At 36.0% G+C, this 23,993-nt stretch carries 27 protein-coding genes and 1 riboswitch; of the genes, 15 read left to right on the top strand and 12 right to left on the bottom strand.

From position 1 onward, the window contains the following. The first annotated feature begins 323 nt into the window (after positions 1–323). Positions 324–647 carry an iron-sulfur cluster biosynthesis family protein gene (locus ACXKY9_RS23320; protein ID WP_000289569.1) on the top strand — a complete coding sequence of 108 codons (324 nt, stop codon included), beginning with the start codon at positions 324–326 and terminating at the stop codon, positions 645–647. Between the two features lie 297 nt (positions 648–944). Continuing rightward, a complete protein-coding gene (locus tag ACXKY9_RS23315; RefSeq protein ID WP_001255414.1) occupies positions 945–1,850 on the top strand; it encodes a DMT family transporter in 906 nt (301 codons plus the stop codon). A 28-nt stretch (positions 1,851–1,878) separates the two neighbouring features. On the opposite strand, the gene ACXKY9_RS23310 is transcribed toward ACXKY9_RS23315, so the two are convergent. Next, on the bottom strand, positions 1,879–2,100 hold the full coding sequence (locus tag ACXKY9_RS23310; protein ID WP_000639042.1) for a hypothetical protein: 222 nt from the start codon (positions 2,098–2,100) through the stop codon (positions 1,879–1,881). 279 nt (positions 2,101–2,379) lie between these two features. Here ACXKY9_RS23310 and ACXKY9_RS23305 point away from each other — a divergent pair, with 279 nt between their 5' ends. After that, positions 2,380–2,763 carry an ATP synthase subunit I gene (locus ACXKY9_RS23305; protein ID WP_000624933.1) on the top strand — a complete coding sequence of 128 codons (384 nt, stop codon included), beginning with the start codon at positions 2,380–2,382 and terminating at the stop codon, positions 2,761–2,763. A 338-nt stretch (positions 2,764–3,101) separates the two neighbouring features. Here ACXKY9_RS23305 and pckA read toward each other — a convergent pair whose 3' ends face one another. Continuing rightward, on the bottom strand, positions 3,102–4,688 hold the full coding sequence (gene pckA / locus ACXKY9_RS23300) for a phosphoenolpyruvate carboxykinase (ATP) (protein WP_000108802.1): 1,587 nt from the start codon (positions 4,686–4,688) through the stop codon (positions 3,102–3,104). 228 nt (positions 4,689–4,916) lie between these two features. Beyond that, a riboswitch (SAM riboswitch) is annotated at positions 4,917–5,038 on the top strand. A 169-nt stretch (positions 5,039–5,207) separates the two neighbouring features. Between pckA and metK the strand changes: the two genes are divergently transcribed. Continuing rightward, on the top strand, positions 5,208–6,407 hold the full coding sequence (gene metK / locus ACXKY9_RS23295; RefSeq protein WP_000163123.1) for a methionine adenosyltransferase: 1,200 nt from the start codon (positions 5,208–5,210) through the stop codon (positions 6,405–6,407). Positions 6,408–6,448: 41 nt separating this feature from the next. Here the strand turns inward: metK and ACXKY9_RS23290 are convergent, their stop codons facing one another. From ACXKY9_RS23290 to ACXKY9_RS23280, 3 genes are read right to left on the bottom strand one after another with little or no spacing between them, the layout of a single operon-like run. Beyond that, entirely contained in the window at positions 6,449–6,973 is a 525-nt protein-coding gene (locus ACXKY9_RS23290) for a GNAT family N-acetyltransferase (protein WP_000464121.1), read from the bottom strand. A gap of 20 nt (positions 6,974–6,993) precedes the next feature. Continuing rightward, positions 6,994–7,173 carry a hypothetical protein gene (locus ACXKY9_RS23285; protein WP_000473616.1) on the bottom strand — a complete coding sequence of 60 codons (180 nt, stop codon included), beginning with the start codon at positions 7,171–7,173 and terminating at the stop codon, positions 6,994–6,996. A gap of 6 nt (positions 7,174–7,179) precedes the next feature. Next, a complete protein-coding gene (locus tag ACXKY9_RS23280; RefSeq protein ID WP_000424800.1) occupies positions 7,180–7,359 on the bottom strand; it encodes a hypothetical protein in 180 nt (59 codons plus the stop codon). Between the two features lie 236 nt (positions 7,360–7,595). Here ACXKY9_RS23280 and ACXKY9_RS23275 point away from each other — a divergent pair, with 236 nt between their 5' ends. After that, complete coding sequence (locus ACXKY9_RS23275) at positions 7,596–8,105, top strand: MogA/MoaB family molybdenum cofactor biosynthesis protein (protein WP_000117124.1); 510 nt, start codon at positions 7,596–7,598, stop codon at positions 8,103–8,105. After that, on the top strand, positions 8,102–8,704 hold the full coding sequence (locus ACXKY9_RS23270; protein ID WP_000049598.1) for a molybdenum cofactor guanylyltransferase: 603 nt from the start codon (positions 8,102–8,104) through the stop codon (positions 8,702–8,704). Before ACXKY9_RS23275 ends, ACXKY9_RS23270 begins: the two co-directional genes overlap by 4 nt. Before the next feature lie 281 nt (positions 8,705–8,985). Here the strand turns inward: ACXKY9_RS23270 and ACXKY9_RS23265 are convergent, their stop codons facing one another. From ACXKY9_RS23265 to ACXKY9_RS23255, 3 genes are all read right to left on the bottom strand, one after another. After that, the gene (locus tag ACXKY9_RS23265) at positions 8,986–10,128 is read right to left on the bottom strand and encodes a glycosyltransferase family 4 protein (RefSeq protein WP_001261604.1); all 1,143 of its coding nucleotides are present in this window, start codon (positions 10,126–10,128) and stop codon (positions 8,986–8,988) included. Between the two features lie 12 nt (positions 10,129–10,140). Then, positions 10,141–10,674, bottom strand: coding sequence for a phosphatase PAP2 family protein (locus tag ACXKY9_RS23260; protein WP_000868595.1), 534 nt, complete (start codon positions 10,672–10,674; stop codon positions 10,141–10,143). 143 nt (positions 10,675–10,817) lie between these two features. Then, positions 10,818–11,330 carry a gamma carbonic anhydrase gene (locus ACXKY9_RS23255; protein WP_000640186.1) on the bottom strand — a complete coding sequence of 171 codons (513 nt, stop codon included), beginning with the start codon at positions 11,328–11,330 and terminating at the stop codon, positions 10,818–10,820. A gap of 74 nt (positions 11,331–11,404) precedes the next feature. Between ACXKY9_RS23255 and ACXKY9_RS23250 the strand changes: the two genes are divergently transcribed. The 3 genes from ACXKY9_RS23250 to ytaF all read left to right on the top strand — a co-directional run bounded on the left by ACXKY9_RS23250 (position 11,405) and on the right by ytaF (position 14,192). Beyond that, positions 11,405–12,208 (top strand): alpha/beta hydrolase, encoded by an 804-nt coding sequence (locus ACXKY9_RS23250; protein WP_000267423.1) that lies wholly within the window; start codon positions 11,405–11,407, stop codon positions 12,206–12,208. 40 nt (positions 12,209–12,248) lie between these two features. Then, complete coding sequence (locus tag ACXKY9_RS23245; RefSeq protein ID WP_001102461.1) at positions 12,249–13,313, top strand: tetraprenyl-beta-curcumene synthase family protein; 1,065 nt, start codon at positions 12,249–12,251, stop codon at positions 13,311–13,313. Positions 13,314–13,547: 234 nt separating this feature from the next. Further along, on the top strand, positions 13,548–14,192 hold the full coding sequence (gene ytaF, locus ACXKY9_RS23240; RefSeq protein WP_000156906.1) for a sporulation membrane protein YtaF: 645 nt from the start codon (positions 13,548–13,550) through the stop codon (positions 14,190–14,192). 172 nt (positions 14,193–14,364) lie between these two features. Here the strand turns inward: ytaF and ACXKY9_RS23235 are convergent, their stop codons facing one another. From ACXKY9_RS23235 to mnmL, 4 genes are all read right to left on the bottom strand, one after another. Further along, positions 14,365–15,666, bottom strand: coding sequence for a PepSY-associated TM helix domain-containing protein (locus tag ACXKY9_RS23235; protein ID WP_000867805.1), 1,302 nt, complete (start codon positions 15,664–15,666; stop codon positions 14,365–14,367). Between the two features lie 155 nt (positions 15,667–15,821). After that, positions 15,822–16,496, bottom strand: a complete 675-nt coding sequence (locus ACXKY9_RS23230; protein WP_000579324.1) for an aspartate/glutamate racemase family protein — start codon at positions 16,494–16,496, stop codon at positions 15,822–15,824. Between the two features lie 356 nt (positions 16,497–16,852). Further along, positions 16,853–17,425, bottom strand: coding sequence for a tRNA 5-(aminomethyl)-2-thiouridylate-methyltransferase MnmM (gene mnmM / locus ACXKY9_RS23225; RefSeq protein ID WP_000764498.1), 573 nt, complete (start codon positions 17,423–17,425; stop codon positions 16,853–16,855). After that, complete coding sequence (mnmL, locus tag ACXKY9_RS23220) at positions 17,422–18,381, bottom strand: tRNA modification radical SAM protein MnmL/YtqA (protein WP_000868034.1); 960 nt, start codon at positions 18,379–18,381, stop codon at positions 17,422–17,424. The genes mnmM and mnmL overlap by 4 nt, the downstream gene beginning before the upstream one ends. Before the next feature lie 111 nt (positions 18,382–18,492). Between mnmL and ACXKY9_RS23215 the strand changes: the two genes are divergently transcribed. The 6 genes from ACXKY9_RS23215 to ACXKY9_RS23190 all read left to right on the top strand — a co-directional run bounded on the left by ACXKY9_RS23215 (position 18,493) and on the right by ACXKY9_RS23190 (position 23,987). Then, complete coding sequence (locus ACXKY9_RS23215; RefSeq protein WP_000840871.1) at positions 18,493–18,756, top strand: YtzC family protein; 264 nt, start codon at positions 18,493–18,495, stop codon at positions 18,754–18,756. A gap of 15 nt (positions 18,757–18,771) precedes the next feature. Next, on the top strand, positions 18,772–18,921 hold the full coding sequence (locus ACXKY9_RS23210) for a hypothetical protein (RefSeq protein WP_001129340.1): 150 nt from the start codon (positions 18,772–18,774) through the stop codon (positions 18,919–18,921). A gap of 136 nt (positions 18,922–19,057) precedes the next feature. After that, positions 19,058–20,080 (top strand): DUF418 domain-containing protein, encoded by a 1,023-nt coding sequence (locus ACXKY9_RS23205; protein ID WP_000527733.1) that lies wholly within the window; start codon positions 19,058–19,060, stop codon positions 20,078–20,080. Positions 20,081–20,435: 355 nt separating this feature from the next. Continuing rightward, positions 20,436–21,197 (top strand): ABC transporter ATP-binding protein, encoded by a 762-nt coding sequence (locus ACXKY9_RS23200; protein WP_000165837.1) that lies wholly within the window; start codon positions 20,436–20,438, stop codon positions 21,195–21,197. A gap of 16 nt (positions 21,198–21,213) precedes the next feature. After that, the gene (locus ACXKY9_RS23195; protein ID WP_000897800.1) at positions 21,214–23,073 is read left to right on the top strand and encodes an FtsX-like permease family protein; all 1,860 of its coding nucleotides are present in this window, start codon (positions 21,214–21,216) and stop codon (positions 23,071–23,073) included. A 347-nt stretch (positions 23,074–23,420) separates the two neighbouring features. Then, a complete protein-coding gene (locus ACXKY9_RS23190; protein ID WP_000454205.1) occupies positions 23,421–23,987 on the top strand; it encodes a tyrosine-type recombinase/integrase in 567 nt (188 codons plus the stop codon). Positions 23,988–23,993 lie beyond the last annotated feature (6 nt).

Here is a 23,993-nt window from a genome sequence, read left to right as displayed (position 1 = left end):
TTCGTAGCAAAATAAGAAGCGGATAGGAAACAAATAAAACCTAGGATCCAGCTAATAGAAGGAGAATAGGGAAGTACATGCTGTAATAGCATTCCGCTAGAAATGAAGAAACTACTAAATAGACCTAATAACATGGGATATCGTTGTAGTTTGAACACGGATAGTAAACATCCTTTCTCCTGCATGAACTACTCATAAAAGCTCGATTACTGAAACTTTATCACATACATTGTATATTAGTCTTAATTTTCTGTATATAACTTTTAAGAAAAATGATGATACAATATATGAATGATAAGAGAAGAGAGGATGAAGATTAACATATGTACGTTACTGTAACAGAAGCAGCATATAAAAAGATTATGGATACGATTCCAAGTGAAGCGAAATATATAAAGTTATTTTACGATAATGAGGGTTGCGGTTGTGTCATGAGCGGAATCATCGATTTAGTAGCTGTAGCAGAGAAAGATGAGCGCGATGTGGATATTGAATCAAGCACAATGAACTTTATCGCTGATCGTACAAAGCTTGTATTTATGGACGATAAGTTAACGGTTGATTGGCATGAAGGTGGAGGAACTTTTCAGTTGAAGAGCCCAAGCCAGTTTTATAATCCAAATATGAAGTTACACGTTCGAATATAGTAAAGGAAAGGTGATTCCAAAATGTATTTTGGAATCACCTTTTTTATTTTATAAGTCGCTATTATTGTCGATTTTTGTTGATAAGTCGATATATTGAAAAAATCGCTGATATAAATGGAGTTGCGCTGATATATTTGGGAAATCGCCGATATAAATGGAGTTGCACCGATATATTCAGAAAATCGCCGATATAATTTCATTTACCAAAACGTTTCAAAAGTAAAAAGATTTTTTCACATAATGAAATGTACATGTGATTGAATTTTCTGTATAATCTTCTTTGCGGAGGGGATACGCATGAGAAGATGGGGAATTGAGTTGTTAATTTTAAGTGTTGTTATTATTTGGGGGATTAACTATACAATTGCGAAGTATGGACTTTTAGAATTTACAGCAATTGAGTTTACTGCACTTCGCATGATGGCGGCGGCACCGCTTCTGTTACTCCTTACCTTTTTTATTGAAAAGTCGGTTTATATGGAGCGAAAGGATATACCTAGATTAATTATCGTTAGCATTGTAGGTATTGTACTGTATCAAACGTTATTTATGGAAACTGTCAAATATACATCTGCTACAAATGCCTCTTTACTCATTTCTATTTCACCTATTTTTACAACTGCATTTGCGATTTTCTTGAAACAAGAAAAGTTTTCTTCTCGAAAGTTAATCGGTTCTATGACTGCCTTTGTTGGTGCAGCATTAGTTTTAGTAGCAGGACATTCGCTTACTAGTTCTTTTTATGGCAATGGAATTGGACTTATTACATCAATATGCTGGGGGCTTTATCCTGTTTTAGCAGGACCATTAATTAAAAAATATTCAGCATTACGTGTTACAGCATGGTCTGCATTAGTGGGTGCGATTCCGCTATTATTGTTAAGTGGTCCACATGTGTTTGTCATGCCATTTCACATTACTCACGGAATGACACTATTTGCTTTACTATATTCTATTTTCTTTGTAACAGTATTTGGTCTAGTAATGTGGTATGTTGGTGTTCAAAAAATTGGGGCGTCACATACGATGGTATATATGTATATAACGCCGCTTGTAGCTGTTTTATTTGCAGCTGTCTGGGCAAATGAATATGTATCGTTTCAACAAATCATCGGTGGAATTATCATTTTTGTCGGTCTATGGTTTGTGAAATCGGAGAAAGTAAAAGTTCATTCTATTGCAGGGGAACCTATATCAAAATAGGAAAACAGATCACCTATGATCTGCTTTCCTATTTTTTTATTTTTGGTAAGAAGATGAGAAATAAGATAGCAGTAATAAGTGGAATTAAGTTTAAAAATGGAATACGGAAGAGTGTAATAAGAATAATACCTGGAAGAAGAACACCGAGGACAGCGTAAAAAATGCTATGGTTTTTCGTGTACCAATACAATGAAAGTCCAATAAGTGCAGGGATAATGAGGTGAATGAGAGCCATTAAAAAATAAATCATTAGACGCCCCCTTTATTTGTGTGCTTATTACATCATATCCGTATGTTCATAGATTGATATCATTTTTTTCATAAATGGACGAAAAAAGTTTGAAAAACCGTCACAAAATATGAGAATATGATGTTTTAAATCTTGTATAATATTATTTCCTAAAAATATTTAAACAACATAAACATACTGTTTATGTTGTTTTTAATTTGAGTGAAATGGATGTAAGGAATATGAATTTGAAAGAAATTTTTTGTTGGATAGATAAAAATTACTGAAGAGGAGAACAGCATGATTAGTATGTCATTAAGATCGTTTAAAATTCAATCGTATTATTTACTAGGTTTTCTTTTACTAGGCTGGATGTTAACGCCGTTTTCAGCTCATTTTCTAGGTGCTGGAATTGGGCTTATTGTAAGTATGTATTGCGTTTGGCTTTTAGGGAGACGAATTGAGAAGCTTGGAGATAGTATTGTAAAGAAGACGAAAGCACCGACACTCGGTATGTTTAACCGTTTTGCAGCTGCAATTTTGGGTGCTATTATTATGTACGAAATTGAGCACCACATGGTTATGTGGGCATTTGCAGTAGGGATTTTGGGTGGGTATTTCTTAATTGTTGTTAATTTAGGATACTATAGCATGAAAGATGAGAAAGAACTAACAAAGAGCTAAAAAAGATAAAAGACTTCTTTTTAGATGGAATAGATGATCCAGCCACGGATAGAAGCGGTCAGGGCCTTTTTTAGCCCCATACGATGTGAAACCCAGTAGGGATATAATGTATATATTCGAAGCTGTAATTTTATAATCTAGGTCATAGATGAAGAGATTAGCGTTTCACTTTATATAAGATATAGAAAGAAGCTTACGTTTTCACGTAAGCTTCTTTTTTATGTAAGTGTGTGTAACCGTTAAGCCGCATTGGGTTTTGTCGGTGAGTACGCGAAACTTTACGGTTACACGACACTTATTCATATGAGTAAAGGGTTATTCCAACAGAAAGTTTTAATTTAAGCGATTGGACCGCCTAAGTTAATAATGTCTTCAGATACGCTGTCGAACTTTTTGAAGTTAGCTTTGAATTCATTTGCAAGTTCGATTGCTTTTGCTTTGTAAGCAGCTTTATCAGCCCAAGTTTGTTCAGGCATTAACACTTCGTCAGGTACACCTGGTACGTGAAGTGGAACTTCAAGACCGAAGATGTCATGTTTAGCTGTTTCAGTTTTCGCAAGTTCACCGTTTAATGCAGCTTGAATCATTGCACGAGTGTAACCTAAGTTCATACGTTTACCAACGCCGTATTCGCCACCAGTCCAGCCAGTGTTTACTAAGAATACTTTCGCATCGTGTTTCTCAATTTTTTCACCAAGCATTTCAGCATAGCGAGATGCATCAAGTGGTAAGAATGGTGAACCGAAGCAAGTTGAGAATGTTGCTTGCGGAGATGTAACACCGCGCTCTGTTCCTGCTAGTTTACTAGTGTAACCACTTAAGAAATGATACATAGCTTGTTCTTTTGATAACTTACTGATTGGAGGCAATACGCCAGATGCATCAGCAGTTAAGAAAATGATTGTATTTGGGTGTCCAGCAACACTTGGCAGTACGATATTGTCGATCGCATGCATAGGGTATGCAGCACGAGTATTTTCTGTTAAAGTAGTATCGTTATAGTCTGCGATACGCGTTTGGTCATTAATGATAACGTTTTCTAAAACAGATCCAAATGTGATTGCATCGAAAATTTGTGGTTCTTTCTCGTGAGAAAGGTTTACACATTTCGCGTAGCAACCGCCTTCAATATTGAATACACCGTTATCAGACCAACCGTGCTCATCATCACCAATTAATTTACGGTTTGGATCAGCAGATAATGTTGTTTTACCTGTTCCAGATAAACCGAAGAATAATGCTACATCGCCTTCTTCACCTACGTTTGCAGAACAGTGCATAGAAAGAATATCTTGTTCAGGTAATAAGAAGTTCATAATAGAGAAGATTGATTTTTTCATTTCTCCAGCGTATTCTGTACCACCAATTAATACGATGCGTTTTTCGAATGAAACCATAATGAATGCTTCAGAGTTTGTACCGTCAACAGCTGGATCAGCTTTGAAATTCGGTGCAGAAACAATTGTGAACTCTGATTCATGAGTCGTTAATTCTTCTTCAGTTGGACGAATGAATAATTGATGTACAAATAAATTGTGCCATGCATATTCGTTAATAACTTGAATTGGTAGGCGGTAATTGCGGTCAGCGCCTGCAAATCCTTTGAAGACGAATAACTCTTCTTTTTCTTTTAAGTATTCTAAAACTTTAGTATATAATTTATTAAAATGTTCTTCAGAAATCGGTTGGTTCACAGCTCCCCAAGCAATTTTGTCAGCAACCGATGCTTCTTTCACAATAAATTTATCTTTAGGAGAACGTCCTGTATATTTTCCTGTTGAAGCAGAAACGGCACCAGTAGAAGTTAATTTCCCTTCATTTCGCATTAATACTTTTTCCACTAATTGCGGAACACTTAGTTGAATCTGTGCATTGCTTCCGTTCAATAATTCGTGTAAACCAATTTGGACATTCACAGTACTCATATTTATATACCATCCTTTTCATTTAATGAAATATTTCTCGTAATCCCCAACAAGAGTATAACACAATTATATAAATAATGTATACTATTTATTTCTTTTTGTTTGTGTGAATGCATTATTTCCTTATTAATATTTCATTTCAGGCGTATTGAGAAAAACTTTCAGGAAAATGTGAATATTAATTGACAAATGAATATCATTTCTTTAGTATAGGTTGGGACGGATACTCTCTTATCCCGAGCTGGCGGAGGGACAGGCCCGATGAAGCCCAGCAACCTCACTTGTATTGATAAATGCAGGTGAATAGGTGCTAAAACCTGTGCGAGGCTACAGGTCTCGAACGATAAGAGCGAAGGGCAAAAAGCAGTATGCAAGTAGCAAATTAAACCTTTCCTCTATGTAAAGTAGGAAAGGTTTTTCTGTATGCTTGTGTGGGAGAATAAATGTATGTCGCAGTTTGTGGCAAATTAAGGATGAGTTCCGTACAATATATACAATTACTGTAGGGAGGTTTACCACATGACAAAAAAACGTCATCTGTTCACATCTGAGTCTGTAACTGAAGGACATCCAGATAAAATTTGTGACCAAATTTCTGATTCAATTTTAGATGCGATCTTATCAAAAGACGCAAATGCACGTGTAGCTTGTGAAACAACTGTAACAACTGGTTTAGTATTGGTAGCGGGGGAAATTACGACTTCTACTTACGTAGATATTCCGAAAATCGTTCGTGAAACAATTCAAGGCATTGGTTACACACGCGCAAAATACGGATTCGATGCAGAAACTTGTGCTGTTTTAACATCTATCGATGAGCAGTCTGCTGACATCGCTATGGGTGTTGACCAAGCGCTAGAAGCACGCGAAGGTCAAATGACTGACGCTGAGATTGAGGCAATTGGTGCAGGAGACCAAGGTTTAATGTTTGGTTTTGCATGTAATGAAACACAAGAATTAATGCCACTTCCAATCTCGCTTGCTCACAAATTAGCTCGCCGTTTAACTGAAGTACGTAAAGATGATACATTATCATACTTACGTCCAGATGGAAAAACGCAAGTTACAGTTGAGTATGATGAAAATGGTAAACCAGTACGTGTTGATACTATCGTAATTTCTACACAACATCATCCAGATGTTACATGGGAAGAAATCGATCGCGACTTAAAAGAGCACGTAATTAAAGCTGTAGTACCAGCAGAATTAATGGATGGAGAAACGAAATTCTTCATTAATCCAACTGGCCGCTTCGTAATTGGTGGACCACAAGGTGATGCTGGTTTAACAGGACGTAAAATCATCGTTGATACTTACGGTGGATACGCTCGCCACGGTGGCGGTGCATTCTCTGGTAAAGATGCAACGAAAGTTGACCGTTCTGCAGCATATGCAGCTCGTTATGTTGCGAAAAACATCGTAGCAGCTGGTCTTGCTGAAAAAGCAGAAGTACAACTTGCATACGCAATCGGTGTAGCACAACCAGTATCAATTTCAGTTGATACATTCGGCACTGGTAAAGTATCTGAAGACGTACTAGTAGAACTAGTTCGTAACAACTTCGATCTTCGCCCGGCTGGTATTATTAAAATGTTAGACTTACGTCGCCCAATTTACAAACAAACAGCAGCTTACGGCCACTTCGGACGTACTGATGTAGATCTATCATGGGAACGTACAGACAAAGCTGCAGCTTTAAAAGAGCAAGCTGGTCTATAATATATGAAAAAAAGCTTTGCGCGGTGAGCGCAAAGCTTTTTTTATTTATAATTACGTTGGAATAAAGCGAAGAGTTCAATGTCATGCCAAGTGCCGTTGCGGAATATAGCTTCTTTACAAGTTCCTTCATGTTGAAAACCAAGTGATTTATATAATTTAACTGCTCTATCGTTAAAAGAAAATACTCGTAAAGAAAGGCGATGTAAATTTAATTCTAAAAATGCATAATCCAATAATAGGGTTAAAGCTTCCTGCCCATAACCTTGCCCCCAGTAATCCTTTTTACCAATATCAATAATGCATTCAGCGTTTCGATTATACGAATCAATATGAATTAAAGAAGTAATACCAATTGGAAGATGCGTAGCTTTTTCTTCAATGATATAGGTCTTAGAGTTCGAAGAATGAATAAATTGCCGGCAAAGTTTTTCTGTGTCTTGAAAGGAATATTTATCAAGAGTGAGTGTAGTTGAACTCATAACGTCTATATCATTATGCCATTTATAATATGTTAGAATATCATCTTCGGAAAACTTTCGTAACTGGATACGGTTGGATTCAAACAATGTAAACACCCCTTTTGTATTTACTGGTTTTTGTTCATTATCTCAACACACGAACTACAATAAATTTGTCCTTCTAATTCAATATACTTTTTCATATTCGTCATGTCATTCGCCGGAAAGGGCATATGAATCCACGCTTTTTCATACGTTTGTATTTCTGTTTTACATGATTTACAAAAGATTGATTTCTTTTTGAACATATGTGATCAACCTTTCATTTGACGTGCTTTACTTGCGCAAAAGGCACTACTTAGTAAAAATAGTGTCGCGAATATAATGCTTACTAATGTAGCGTATGGAATTGCGCCTTTTAAGGAAAAGCCGACAGTGATTGAAGCGATGAATAAGAGGATAAATGTTGTTGTTAATTTTTTATAAAGTTCCATACAATGTAGACCTCCAATTTATTTTTTAGTACAAGTTTTAAAATTGAATTCTATTATGTAGAAAATATAAAGAGTAGCTAAAGATGTGTAGTCTAGGAGTATAAGAAAGTACACTTTCCTTTTTGTGGGTTAGTATACTTATATTGTATCATGGCGCATGATTGGCTTCATACATAATTGTGTAAAGGTATGTATGATAAAATGAAGAAAAGTCTTTAAGAAAGGAAAGATAAAAAATGAGTGTAACTGAACATAAAAAACAAGCTCCAAAAGAAGTGCGTTGCAAGATTGTTACAATTTCCGATACACGTACGGAAGAAACAGATAAGAGCGGACAACTATTACATGAATTGTTAAAAGAAGCGGGACATAAAGTAACTTCTTATGAAATTGTAAAAGATGATAAAGAAAGTATTCAGCAAGCGGTGTTAGCTGGTTATCATAAGGAAGATGTAGATGTTGTATTAACAAATGGCGGTACTGGTATTACGAAACGCGATGTCACAATTGAAGCAGTATCAGCGTTATTAGATAAAGAAATTGTTGGATTTGGTGAGCTGTTCCGTATGATTAGTTATTTAGAAGATATCGGAAGCAGCGCAATGTTAAGTAGAGCGATTGGTGGTACAATTGGGCGCAAAGTAGTCTTCTCGATGCCAGGGTCTAGCGGAGCGGTTCGACTTGCGATGAATAAATTAATTTTACCGGAATTAGGCCATATTACATTTGAGCTGCATCGCCAATGAGTAAGTATGCTGGAATTGTATTAGCGGGCGGTATGTCGAGTAGATTTGGTGAGCCGAAGGCGTTAGCAATTTGGAAGGGAACTACTTTTGTTGAGCATATTGTGAAAGTGATGGGAACTACTTTGCAAGACATTGTAGTAATTAGCCATACTGATATAAAAGAGCGAGTAGAGCAATTCGTACAAGTTCCTGTTATAGAAGACATTCCGCACTATAAAGGAAATGGACCGCTTGCGGGCATTGTATCAGGTATGGAATACATAGAAGCAGATTGGTACGCTATTATGCCTTGCGATGCACCAAACGTTTCGCATCAATGGTTTGCCATTTTACTAGAGCAAACGAGCAATGAATATGATGCGGTTGTACCTATTATTAATGGAAGAAAACAACCGCTACTTGCGGCGTATCATAACCGCGTGAAAGAAAAGATTTATGCTTTACTTCAGGAAGAAAAAAGAAGTATGGGCCAGCTTTTATCACAATGTAATGTGAAGTATGTTTCTGGAGAAGATGTACAAGCGAATGCGGATTGGTTTATAAATGTAAATACGAAAGAAGAATATGTGCAGGCTCAAAAAGACCTTTCAAATGAATGAAAGGTTTTTTGATATACAGAATTGGGGAACAATTACTGTATAAAGGTATGTGAGTAAGTTGATTTTAAGGGGAATTCTTAAAATCATTATACAGTTTAAAATACTGTATAACCATATATTAATTTTTATGGGTTTTTATTACAAGTCTGTTTAGTTATGTTTATTTTTGATATAATTAATATAGAAATAAAACAATGTTTAACCTTATGTATCATTTATTAAACTAAAATTTATGACCATGTAATAAACTCCCTTCGTTTTTTTGAAGGGAGTTTTTCTATTTAAGCAAGCAACTCTGATGCGTTATGCTGCAGGACTTCTTCATAATGGTTAAGCAAACCGCGAAAGATCTCATCCCAGCTCTTTGATTTCGCAAAAGATGAAGCTGATATTCCCATCTGCTCAAGTTTTTCTTCATTTTGTAATAAAAAATAAATGGATGATAGAAATGCATCTTCATTTTTAGGCGGACAAAGAACTCCCGTTTTTCCATCTGTAATAATATTTTTAACCCCGCCACTATTTGCACCAATGACAGGTGTACCGCATGCGAGTGATTCAAGTACGACATTTCCGAATGTTTCAGTAGCTGATGGAAACACCATTATGTTAGAACAAGCATATGCTTCAGCTAAATCTGCACTTTGTAAATAGCCAGTAAAAGTGATATTTGTTTTCGGAACAGCTTCACGTAAACTTGTTGCTAGAGGACCGTCTCCTGCAATGAGCCAATGAATATCGTTTCGAGTATGTGCTGTTTTAACGATAAGGTGTTGCAGCGTATCAATATCTTTTTCAGGAGCAATTCGTCCAACATAGGAAAGGACATACTTCGCTGTAATATTATATTTTTTTCGGAATAGGTCTGTATTGTAAGCAGGATGAAAGAGTGTGCAATCTACACCACGTCCCCATATAGAGAGGGTCTGAAAGCCTTTGTTTTTTAATTGATGTAATGTTTCAAAGGAAGGTACAAAATTTTTTTGCATATGACTATGAAACCATTTTAAATAGTTCCACAGCATATTGGAGAGGAATTCGATTTTGTAATAACGTAAATAGGCATCGAAATCAGTATGATAAGAACCGACAACTGGGATGTTTAACTTTTTTGCATAATACAATCCACAAAGTCCCATGTTGAAAGGTGTGGCAATGTGAATAATGTCAGGTTTAAAGGAAAGTAGTTCCCGTTTAATGCGCGGAGTAGGAAAAGAAAAACGACATTCTGGATATAATATTGTTAACGGGATACTTCTCATCTTATTCACATTCGCTACAAAATTATCTTCAGCTGTATGCTGAGGGGCGAAAACAGAATAGGCGATCTGTTCTTTCTGAAAATATTGTGTTAATCGCTCTAACGTTTTCGCAACCCCGTTAACTTGTGGCGTAAAAGTATCGGTAAAAATGGCGACTCTCATCATATCACTCCTTTATGTGAAAAGTGGGATGAATTGATAAAAAGAGATGATGCCAGAACAAGTGCCAAGGCACATACCGACGAATACATCTGACGGATAGTGAAGGCCTAAATAAATACGTGAAATACCGACGCATAACGCTAACGGTAATAGGAAAGCAAGTAAGCTTGGATTATAGCAAATAAATGGAATGAAGACAGAGAAAACGGCTGTTGTATGACCAGACGGGAAAGAGTGGTCTTTTAATGGATGGACTGGATATTTTGCATCCTGAATTGTTAAATAAGGACGTTTTCGCGGATACCACCTTTTTAATATTTGCACAGGAATATGGCTAATTGCTAACGAAATAGCAGTTGCAATTGCAGCTTGATGCAAAGTTCCCTTTGCGAAAATTAAAAAGAAAAGTGTGAGTCCGATGGAGAAAGTCGCGCCACCGATATGAGTAATATTGCTGAAAAAGATATTTAATGTTTTTTGATCAAAGTAGCGGTTAATTCCTCTGAAAATGTAACATTCTATTTTATATAATCCACTGACCTTCATGAAAATTCTCCTCCCTCATCTACATATATATGGAGATATTAGCTTTTATTTTAATAAGATTTTGTTGAGGGAGTAATAATGTTTTGTAAAGAAAAAGTTAGATTTTATATAAAAAAAGCTGCCAATCTTATGGCAGCGGAAATTTACTTCTGTAATGATTTATAATATTGACCTTTTTCAACGTATTGCGTGCGAATACGCTCCATATCTTTACGGTCTTCTTCTGTTAATTCACGAATGACTTTCGCGGGACGACCGAAAGCTAACGTGTTCGGCGGAATTTTCTTTCCTTGTGAAACGAGGCTTCCAGCGCCGATAAAAGCTCCTTCGCCAATTTCAGCACCATCTAATATAATAGATCCCATTCCAATTAAAGCATCTTTCTTAATATGGCAACTATGTAAAATGACTTGATGCCCAATTGTTACGTCGTTTTCTAAAATAAGAGGATACTGCGGGCTTTGGTGAAGTGTACATTGGTCTTGTACATTTACTCGGTCTCCAATGATTGTCGGTGACACATCACCACGGATGACTGTATTAAACCAAATACTTGATTCCTCGCCAACGGAAACATCGCCTGTAATCGTAACATAGTCAGCGATAAAAGCACTACTCGCAATTTTCGGTTTTTTTTCTTTGTAAGGATATATCATGTAAAGTCTTCCTTTCCTAGAGACTAGTTTTAGTGTATCAAATTATGAGAAAGAGTGAAATGGAGGAGAGCCGTATGTGGAATTATGAAGCGGAGGAAGCAAAAGCTGTCATTGTTATTGTGCACGGCGCAATGGAATATCACGGACGTTACGAAGCCGTTGCGGAAATGTGGAATCATATCGGCTACCACGTCGTGATGGGGGATCTTCCGTCACATGGAACGACTTCAAGAAATAGAGGACATATTGATTCATTTGATGAATACATAGAGGAAGTTAAATTATGGGTGAAAGAAGCAAGAAAGTATAGGTTACCTATTTTTCTATTCGGTCATAGTATGGGTGGTCTTATTGTCATTCGTATGATGCAAGAAACGAAGAGAGAAGATGTAGAGGGTATTATTTTGAGTTCGCCTTGTTTAGGGGTAGTGACTGGACCCTCTGCTCCGCTTCAATTTGCTTCAAGAATATTAAATGTTGTGGCTCCAAAATTGCAATTTGCAACGAATCTTACGGTGGAAATGTCAACACGTAACCATGAAGTGAGAGATGCAATGGAGAATGATTCTTTGTTCTTGCGCAAAGTATCAGTACGTTGGTATAGTGAATTGATTAAGTCTATCGAAATTGCTCATAAAAAAATAGATGATTTTCCAGATGTTCCGCTCTTGCTAATGCAAGCTTGTGAGGATAAACTTGTAGATAAAATACGTGTCCGCACTTGGTTTGATAATGTTAAAATAAGTGATAAGGCTTTTAAAGAATGGCCGAATTGTTATCACGAGCTATTAAATGAGTATGAGCGTGATGAAATTTTGAGTTATATTCAGTCATTTACTGAAATGCATGTCAATAATATAGTAAAAACAAACAAATAAATCATTATTTGTACATTTAATAGAGGAGATGAAGGAAGAAGTGAACGTACCGAGTAATCCCATAACGCTCATGGCGAAAGTATACCGTGATGTGTTTCCGGTTGTACACCATGAGCTAGCGATGTGGAAAGAGCGTGCCTACCATATTCCGAATGATGAGCTTCATAGTCAGGCAATCGCAAGTATTGAGCATAAAACGTTTCATTGTGAGGGCGGTGGCATTTTAGCTCTGCTAGCAAATGAACACCGAGAAGAATGTATTCGTTTTATCGTAGCGTATCAAACGATCAGCGACTATTTAGATAATTTATGTGATCGCAGTACATCACTTGATCCAAATGATTTTGCCGCACTGCATGAATCGATGTTAATGGCATTATCACCTGAAGTAGAAGGTGGCGGTAATTATTATCGTTATCGTGATGATCAAGATGATGGTGGTTATTTAGATGAACTTGTTGAAACATGCCAAGATGTTTTAAAGAAAACGAAGCACTATGACAAAATTGCTCCTGTTCTTCATGAACTTGCTTGTTATTATTGTGATTTGCAAATTCATAAACACGTGAAATTAGAAGAAAGAGAGCCGCGACTGAAAAATTGGTTTGAAGCACATAAAGAAAACTTACCTGAGATGAGTTGGTTTGAATTTTCAGCATGTGCCGGTTCTACACTTGGAATTTTCTGTCTTGTTGCATATGCATTTCATGATGAATTACATGATGAAGATATTGCGAAAATTAGACAAGGATACTTCCCTTACGTACAAGGACTTCATATTTTGCTTGATTATTTCATTGATCAAGAAGAAGACCGTATAGGCGGAGATTTGAATTTCTGTAGTTATTACGAAAACGAGCAAGCGATATTAGATCGGATGAAACACTTTGTAGAAGAAGCAGAGAAGAGCATTGGTGATTTGCCTCATGCGAAGTTTCATCGTCTCATAAGCAGAGGGTTACTTGGTATTTATTTATCAGATCAAAAAGTATCAGCACAAAAGAATATGCACAAAATGGCACGGCGCATTGTAAAGTACGGAGGCCTCACTTCACGATTCTTCTATTGGAACGGGAAGATGTACCGAAAGAAAACAGCGCAGTGATGAAGAAAACCACTAATTTAGTTAAAGACACTCTTATGAGTGTCTTTTTTGTTATTTTGAAAATGGCGTATTTTATCAGTATACAGAAAATAAAAAGGGTCCACGATCTGTTGTATATAGTAGGTGGTGGGCTTTTTCAGTAGCCTCATCTTAAGTAGGAACACTTTTTTTCACCTATCATACAATAACCCAGAAAATAACTTGCTGTTTTTTGTGAAAAGGAGTATGACAATTATGACTATAGTAGCTTTAATTACCATTTTATTACTTTCGTTATCTTCTAGTATAGATAATTTTGGAGTAGGGCTATCTTATGGGATTCGTAATATTCGAATAGGTTTTTTAGCTAACTTTATAATTGCAATTATTGCTTTTATTTTTAGTGAAATGGGTATTTTGTTTGGGCAATATATTTCAAAAGTTTTTCCAGGTACATTATCTGACGTTATTGGTACATTGTTTTTGTTTGTAATTGGTTTACGAATTATTTTAATGACAATTCCACAAAAAAAGAAGGCTAATCAAGAAGTACTTGATGAAGATGAATCTGTTTCGAATGTTATTACTGGATATTTAAAATCTCCTGAAAAAGCTGACCTTGATAGATCAGGGAATATTAGTTTTTTTGAATCTATTGTTCTTGGTATTGCTATATCGATGAATGCTCTAACGAATGGACTAGGTGCAGGTTTATTAAAATTATCTCCATTTGCTATTTCATTATCAGCAGCTGTATTCAGTTTTTTCACTGTTTGGTTAGGAGTTAAATTAGGAAAAAAAGTTGCAAATGTAAAAATTGGATCTTGGACATTAGGACAATTTAGCACAGCTTTAAGTGGATTTATATTATTATTAATCGCTGTACACAATTTGTTTTAAGTACAAATTGTGGTGAATACATTGGGGGGATTTAATTTTAATGGTGGGAAGTGTGTTATTGGCTGGAAAGATAAAAAAGTTATTAATAAAAAAGAAAATGCCATTGAAGATAGATAAGTGATCTAGAGAGAAATAAAAAGCATTTGTACAACGCGTGTACAAATGCTTTTTATTATGATCGTATTTTTGAAAATACATATATAAGAAGTTCAATCGCAAAAATCACTAATACAGATAGTCCGAATAAAGGCATGGCAGCGCCTAGTATAACCATCATGATAAAGAAAACGATTATGCTTTTCTTATCTCTTTGCTTTGGTGGTGCTGCTAATTTTCCTTTCGGCTTTCTTGCTAACCACATTTTTACTCCGTAATAAATAAGAAGTAGTAGAGATAATGTCGTTAGTAAGCATAATATTTTATTTGGCCATCCGAATAAATGTCCTTCATGAAGCGGGATGCCGTAAGTGAACCATTGTGCAAGTAATCCATAATCACGATAGTCCGTTTTTGAAATGAATTCCCCGCTATATTGATCAAAGTAAGCTGTTATCTCTTCATTTGGTGCAACATGCATACCTGTAATACCAGAACCGCTCGATTTCGAAACGGTGAATACACCTTTTGGATCAGCTGGTAGTGAAATAACATATGGCTTCTTTATTTCAATTCCTTTTTGTAATTCATCGACAGAAATTGCTTTCGGTTCATTTGAATTCGATTCAGGCGGAGCTTCTTTTCTTGTTGCCCACGGCAATTCTTTTACCTTTGATTCAGGCGGCGCCATATACAATTTCGGATATCCGAGCGATTCATTCGACGACGCAATTTTATAAATTTGGTTACCCATAAATCCTGACCATGGCAATCCAGATGCGACTAGCAGAACGAGTGGAATTGTAAATATAATACCGATAATAGAATGACGTCGTTTTGCTTTTTCTCGCTTATTGGATGCCGGTTTGTTTTTGAACTGGCGTATACTCATGTACAACCCAGTCACGATTAAAAAGATAGTCCAGCATGCCGCAAGTTCTACAGTATAGTTGACGACAGTGCCACCAACTAAAAGAGAACTATGTAATTCCCTCATTATATTGGCAAACGTTTCACTTGCATTTTGATCCCCAACAATTTGATTATTACTATCTAAATACACATATTTTTGTTGTCCAGTATACTCATTTGCAATGGTAAGTCTCGTATTATAATCCCCATTAAACTCACTAATTTTCGCCACACTATAATGTGGATATTTTTTCTCTGTTAACGAAATAGAATCAGCCATCGAAATAGATTCTGTTTGAGCGCTCTTCCCAAAATATAAATCTTTATAGATGAAATCTTCAACTTCCTCTCGAAATAAATACCCAATTCCGCTCAGTGACAACGTAATAAGAAGTGGCGTAATAAAAAGCCCAGCATAAAAATGCCAACGCCAAAAAATGTAATGAAGCGAACGATTTACTTTCATACTTTCAGTTCCCCTAACCTTCCCTATATGAATAACTACTTATTTAATATAGCGAGATTAAGTGTGATTACTTTGAAAGAATTGTGAAGAAAGTTAAAAGTTTGTGGGATTTTTATTAAACATAAAACACATTTTAGAAGGAGTGTTTTCTATGTTTATGAAGATCTCTTTATATTTGATAAGTACATCCTAACAACCGCTTTCGCAAGACATTGAGAAGAATCAACAAAATCCTCACTAGCCACAACATTCAAATCAGTACATGCGATAATTGCGGTATCTACTTCATCCTTCAACTGCACAATGAGCGCGCTCCATAATTTGCGAGCTTCTTCAACTTCTCCGCTTTTAATATACATAATAATTTGATTAATCATCGTTTGCCATTTTTCATAATGAATGTATTCTATATTCCGTTTTGCAATCCCGTCTTGATAAATACCAGCTTGAACTGTCGCTTCCGTTGCAAGAAGAGCGACTCTTTTTGCAGTTTCAGGAATTGCTTGTAACGTTTCGTCAACTATATTTAAAATCGGGATAGAAAGAGAACGCTGTAATTCTTCAAAATAAAGATGCGCCGTATTGCACGGCATAGCGATAAAGCTTGCGCCAGTACTTTCAAGTTTTTGTGCTCCTTCAATAATCGCTTTTTTCATCGCTTCGTGATCAATAGGGCGATCCATGTAAAACGGTGTTGGGCACGAATAAATCATCATATGAGGAAAGTCCATATCATGCTTTGCTCCGTATATTGTTTGGCACCCTGCTACAACTGTATCGACGAATGGTCCAGTTGATTTTGGCCCCATTCCTGCTAGTATTCCGATCATTGTCTCGTCTCCTTTAAGAATGTTTATATCCATTATATAGGAGAATAACAAAAAGACGTGCAGTGAGTGCACGTCTTTTTTTGTTATGTTTTGTCGAATCGTCGATATATCCGAGAAATCGTTGATATATTGTAAGTTATGATAGATATATCGAAAAAATCGTTTATATATCCCGAGTTACGATAGATATAATTGAAAAATCGTTGATATATTACCCCGCATTAACGGGCAGTAAAACTCCCACCTTAAAATTCGCCTGGAGCAAAGAAGTTAGTTGGGAAATAAACTGCCCATAAATGCCCGATTGGTTCAACTAATAATCAGTGGGGATTCCCCCCACTGATTAAAGTTTCACTTTATCGTTTCTCAATCGCCACAATAAATGGCGGGTTGTTTTGTTGGTTAATGAAGCCATATCGCAGTACGTGAGCTTGTTTTTGGTCTAGCTCTTCTGCAAATTTGAGAACAGCGTCGCGTTCTACTTGTCCTTCTGGGTGTCCGTGGTAAGTGACGAGGACGATGATACCTTCAGGTGCCATTACTTCTAGTAATTGTTCAATTGCCGAAATTGTTGAGTTCGGTTTTGTAACGATATGCTTGTCACCGCCAGGAAGGTAACCTAAGTTGAAGATAGCGCCTGTTACTTTTCCTTTTGCGTCTTCTGGTAGTACGGATAGAAGTGTATCGTGACTATCGTGAACTAAAACAGTACGTTCAAAAAGTTCTTTTTCTTTTAGACGAGTTGTTGAGCTTTCAATCGCTTCTTTTTGAATATCAAATCCAAATACTTTTCCGCTATCCCCAACAATTTCAGCTAGGAAGCAAGTGTCATGACCATTTCCAAGTGTTGCATCTACAGCGTAGTCGCCTTCTTTAACAGCCGTTTGCAGCAGTGTGCGAGCAAACGGTAATACACGTTCTAATTTCATTGTTGTTTCTCCTCATTTGCATATTTTCCTTGCCAGCTTCCGCGGCGTACAAATTCTGCATCGATGGAATTTAATACTTCCCATTTATTTAAGCTCCACATTGGACCAATCATTAAATCAGGTGGGCCGTCACCTGTGATACGGTGCACAATTACGTCTTCTGGAATAATTTCAAGTTGGTCAACAACAAGACTTACGTAATCCTCAAGAGAAAGGAATTCGAGTTGTCCTTTTTCATATTGCTTCACCATTGGCGTTCCTTTTAATAAGTGAAGTAAGTGGATTTTAATTCCTTGTACATCAAGTTTCGCTACTTCACGAGCTGTTTCCATCATCATGTCGTAATCTTCAAGTGGAAGACCGTTAATAATATGAGAGCAAACTCTAATGCCGTGCTTACGTAATTTATTTACGCCTTCCACGTAAGACGGATAATCGTGAGCGCGATTAATAAGGTTTGCAGTGCGTTCATGAACGGTTTGTAGTCCAAGTTCAACCCAAAGATACGTACGTTTATTTAAGTCCGCTAAATATTCAACGACATCGTCTGGTAAACAATCTGGACGAGTTGCGATAGAAAGACCGACAACATCTTTTTCTGCTAGAAGCGGTTCGAATTTTTCTTTTAACACTTCAAGTGGTGCGTGTGTATTTGTGTACGCTTGGAAATAAGCGATACATTTTCCATCTTTCCACTTTGAGCGCATTTTTTCTTTCATTTCATGATATTGTGTTATAACATCATCGCGGCGATCACCAGCGAAGTCGCCAGATCCGGCAGCGCTGCAAAATGTACAACCACCGTAAGCAACTGTACCATCACGGTTCGGACAATCGAAGCCAGCATCTAATGAAACTTTAAAGATTTTTTCACCAAATTCATTTCGTAAATGGTAATTCCATGTATGATAACGTTTATTGTCGTTTGTATATGGAAAAGGGTTTTGAACCTTCATTATTTTCCCTCCTAAGCCGAGTCAAAATGAAACAAAATCCATTATAACATACTCATAAGGTAGAGATGGAAGGGACACACTAAAGGGGAATTGAAGCAAGGAGGGACAATTATGGCAGAGCGTCAATCACTTGAATCGTATATTACACAAGCGGAACAAGCGGTGGAATATGCAAAAGAACAATTAGAACAAGGCATGAGACAAGAGCATTACAATACGATGGAGTATTCAGATGCACAGTTACAATTAGAACAAGCGTATAACGATTTACAAACGATGCAACAACATGCGAATGATGAGCAACGTGAGCAATTAAATAGAGCACGTATGGCAATTCGCCAATTGCAACATCAAATGATTATTACACCGCACTAATAAGGAGTGAATGTAATGGCGAAACGTTCAGATCAAAATAACCCAGAGCAAAAAACACAAAATGGACATAACGCTGAGTTTTCGAATGAACTTGATCCCATTGTTCAAGTAAAACAGCGTAATAGTAAAAAAGGACAACCTCAAAAATCAAAACAATCAGAGTAAACCAGGTCGAAATATGACCTGGTTTTATTTTGCTATATGACAATAGTGTAAGATTTCTGTAAGGTTTGCCGATAGTTGTAATTGTCCTTTTCCAGTAGAGTAAGGGAGGATTAAATTTTGGACAAGGAGCTGCTTTATGGGGAACAATATTACAAACAAACGAATTGATGAGTTAGATTACATTCGTGGCTTCGCATTACTGGGGATTATTTTAGTAAATATTTTAGCACTACTTAATATTAAAACTCCAGATCCTAATACAGTAGATGCTAGCTATCAAAGGTTTCTATACTTATTTGTAGAAGGTCGTTTCTTCTCGATTTTCTCATTCTTATTTGGAGTGGGATTCTATATCTTCATTACAAGAGCGATTGCGAAAGGGAAAAATGGATATGTTCTATTTTTCCGCCGCGTAGTTGCATTATTTATTTTTGGTTTAATTCATCAAATGTTTCAGCCTGGAGAAGCACTAGCGTTATACGCAATTTGTGGGTTAATCGTTTTGCCGTTTTATAAAGCGAAAAAAGAAGTGAACCTAGCACTAGGACTTATTTTGACAATTGCCTTCAGTGTAATGGGAGTTAAAGAACTATTACCACTTGGCTTAATTTTATTAGGACTTGCTGCAGGACAATATCGTGTATTTGAAAATCTTTCAAAAAACATAAAGCAAGTCGCTATTTTTACAGGCATTATGTTTGTTTTAAGTGTGGCAGCTGTATGGTATCAATATGGACACGTGCCTGCTGGCCCATTTGTAAATATGATATTGATGAATGAAGATGGAACAATGGATGCTGCAAGCCAGTTTCTAAAAATTGGTATTAATGTTGGACCAATTATTTCAGCTTTCTATGTAGGAGCATTAATTTTATTACTTCAGTTAAAACCAGTTCAAACATTATTAGCACCATTGAAATACTACGGTCGTATGGCTTTAACAAATTATATCGGACAAACGGCAATGATTTTAATTGCTGGTAGTGTATTTAACTTTGCAGGTAACTTAACATACATGCAGACGCTATATGTATGTATCGCAATTTATGCAATTCAAATTGTGTTTAGTGTAATTTGGATGAAAATCTTTAAAATGGGTCCATTAGAATGGGTTTGGCGTGTTATTACGTACTGGACGGTAACACCTTTAAAGAAATAAAGTGAAACTTTAATCAGTGGGCTGTTCCTTTCGCGGAACAGCCTATTTTTATTGTCATCTTTTGTCGATAAGTCGATATATTTTGGTAATCGCTGATAAAAGTGTAAGAATCGCCGATATATTTGAAAAATCGCTGATAAAAGTGTAAGAACCGCTGATATATTTTAACAATCGCCGATATAATTTCATTTACCGATTTACTATGTCGAAATGTGAACTAGTATGAAAAGCCAACCTTACACGCATCCATTTTCTATCTTACAAAAGTGTAAGGTAATTGTAATGTTAACAAATAGCAGTTCACTTCTAAAAAGCGCAAAATAGGTAATGGAAAAACAAGCGTAGGAGGATATATATGACGAAACCAGTTGTAGACGTGAAAAACGTTCAAAAAGTGTACGGTAAAAAAGGTGAGAACCAATCACACGCGTTAAAAGGTGTATCATTCTCAATTCAAGAGGGTGAGTTTGTTGGAATTATGGGACCATCTGGTTCTGGTAAAACGACATTATTAAATGTAATTTCAACGTTAGATAAGGCAACGGGCGGCGTTGTTGAAATTGCGGGAACGGATATTACAAAAATGAAGCAAGGTGAGCTTTCAGATTTCCGTTCGCAAAAATTAGGATTTATCTTCCAAGATTTTAACTTATTAGAGAACTTATCTATTTATGAAAACATTGCACTTCCACTTTCTCTTCAAGGTGTCGCATCACGTAACATTGGACCAAAAGTCGAGAAAGTAGCGGATATGTTAGGAATTACAGAAATACTTCAAAAGTACCCATCTGAAGTATCTGGTGGGCAAAAGCAACGTTCGGCAGCAGCGCGTGCTTTAGTGCATGAGCCGGCAATTATTTTAGGGGACGAGCCAACAGGAGCGCTTGATTCTAAAAATGCAACGAGTTTACTTGATGCGATGACAAACTTAAATAAAGATCAAGGCGTATCGATTATGATGGTTACGCATGATCCATATAGCGCAAGTTACTGTCAGCGTATTTTATTCATTCAAGATGGTGAGCTATATAAAGAAATTCATCGCGGTGGTACGCGTGAAGAGTTCTACAAAGAAATTTTAGATGTACTTGCAGATTTAGGTACACAAAAGGCGTAAGAAAGGAGGTTCCAGTATGTTATTTAAACTTTCCATGTCGGGGCTGAAAAGTAAGCTGAAAGATTATATCGTCTTACTTGTCGGTCTTGTCATGTCGATTTCAATTTTTTACATGTTCCAAACGTTAGCACTGAATAAAGCATTTTTAGAATCTAATTCAGTGATTAAATCTATTGGATTCGTATTCCAAGCAGGATCATTTTTATTAGCAATTATAACGTTCTTCTACATTTTATATGCAAACTCTTTCTTATTATCTCTTCGTCAAAAAGAGTTCGGTATGTATATGATGTTAGGTGCGAAAAAACATAAAGTTACATTACTTATGTTTATTGAAACAATCGTATTAGGTGCTGCGTCTCTTGCAATTGGGATTGCAGTTGGAGTAGGACTTGCAGAAGGTATTGGACAGTTATTAATGAAACAGCTTGAATTTGCTGGTGAAGGGTATAAAGCATTTTATCTACCATCTATGACTGTTACTTGCATCTTCTTCTTTGCACTATTTGTATTATCAGCAATTATGAACAGTATTAAATTGTCACGTATTTCTGTATTGCAACTAGTACATGCAGATGCACAAACAGAGCGTGTTGCAGTAAAAGGTAAAAAGACAGTTGTAGTGGCATTCCTTGCTGTTATTTTATTAGGTATAGGTTATGCATCTATGATCTATATGGAAAAACTAAAAGAGATGGGAATCCTTATTGCATTAATTACAACGACAGCTGGTACTTACATGCTATTTGGCTCACTTCTTCCAGTCATTATTAAAAAGTTAAAAAGTAATAAAAAGCGTAGTGAAAAAGGACTTAATGCTTTTACATTTGCACAATTAAACTTCCGAATTAATAGTTTAACAAAAGTACTTGCAACAGTGGCAATGTTAGTTGCACTTGGAGCTGGTGCAATTTCGGGCGGTATGGCGTTCAAAAATAACGTTATAAAAATGGTAGATGGTTTAGTAATATATGATTCAGTAGTTCATAATCCAACAGCTGAAGAAAAGAAAATTTTAGATGGTATTACATTTAAAGAGAAAAGCGAATATCGTTATAAAGTTGATGATAAATACGTTTACTATGTAAAAGAAGATTTAGAGAAAAATCGTCCTTTCGTAAAAGATATGGCAAAGATGAAGTCTATGAAGGATTTAGTAAATACGAAAAAAGTTTCAGAGGAACTACCGGTAGGTGCAGTTTCTAGAGAGATGAATCAAAAAGATGCGAATACTAAAGAACTTTCAGCGGAATGGACAGATGCTTTTAGTACAATCCATCCATATTATTTATACAATGATCATGCAATTAAAATTGTAGATCAAAAAATGTACGATGGGATAAATGGTAAAGAAGGTATAGCATTTATCGGAAAAACAGATGATTTTTTAACATATAAAAAAGAATGGAAAAAACTTGACGAGTTGCAGCTAGATAAATATAAAAATGTAAAAGTTGAACAAATGGATAGTAAATATCAAGCTTATAGTGGGTTCTATGGCATTGCGAGTGGAACAGTATTTATGGGGTTCTTCCTTGGAATTGCGTTCTTAGCAATGATGGCAAGCTGCCTTATGTTTAAAATTCTTTCTGGTGCATCAAAAGATATTACGCGTTATCAAATGCTGCGTAAAATCGGTGTGCGCCGTGAGTTACTAACGAAATCGATTTATAAAGAGCTATTCTTAGTATTCTTATTCCCAGCAATTGTGGGTATCGCTCACGTATTAGTTGGTATGAATATTTTCGGATTTATTTTAATCGATCCGTACTTCCGTATTTGGGTACCAATTGTAATTTTCGTAGTTATTTATGCGATTTATTACTTCATTACAGTTCAATTGTATAAAGGAATTGTTCTTCCGAAAGAAGATTAATAATAAAAACCGAGCAAAAACGCTCGGTTTTTATTATTTTCAGAAAAAATACTTTAATGTTACTGAAATGTATAATATAATGTAAGTAAGTAACGTAATATAAAAGTAGAAGTAGCTGTATAAGGAAAGGAGGAATCCAATCTGTAGAAAGAAGCTGAACTTTTATCCCCACATTTTTTTACCGCAACGTATTTATACAATCGTAAGTTTCCACATTGAAAGTTTTCAGAACCACCTGAGTATATTGTGAAAATAATGGATAACACATGGAAATCTCATAGCATGATAAGGTAAAATGGACAACATAATGAGAAAATTACCGTTCATAAGATGAGGAGAATACATGTATGGAAGTTGTAGAGGCATTAAAAGATATAAGCCAAATTGAGGCTATGAAAAAATATTTAAAAGAGCACTCCCAGCGAGATTATCTTTTATTTGTTATTGGAATTAACACAGGATTAAAAATTACAGAACTACTTAGCATGAAATTTGAAGATGTATTAAATGAAGACGGGACTGTTAAAGAGTTTTATGCTCTTCCTGTGAAAGATGAAAAATTTAAACAAGATATTTATTTAAATACAAAAGTAAAAGAAGCGCTTTTAGATTACGTACAATCTATTGGCGTTAAAAGAGAAAATTACGTATTTCAATCTAATAAAACGCCAAATTCAATTACGCGCCAACAAGCGTATCGTGTAATTCATAATGCTGCAGAAGCAGTTGGAGTTGTTGGTAAAATCGGAACGAATTCAATGCGAAAAACGTTCGGATTTCATGCGTACAAAAGAGGGATAGCGATTGCGCTATTGCAAAAACATTTTCATCACGCGACTCCATCAGAGACACTAAAGTATTTAGGTATCTCAAAGGATGAGAGCTTTAAAACGGAGATTGATGTCGATTTATAAAAGCCG

It is taken from the genome of Bacillus sp. 2175 (genome assembly GCF_057812155.1).
This window is presented reverse-complemented; position numbering and strand designations above follow the sequence as displayed.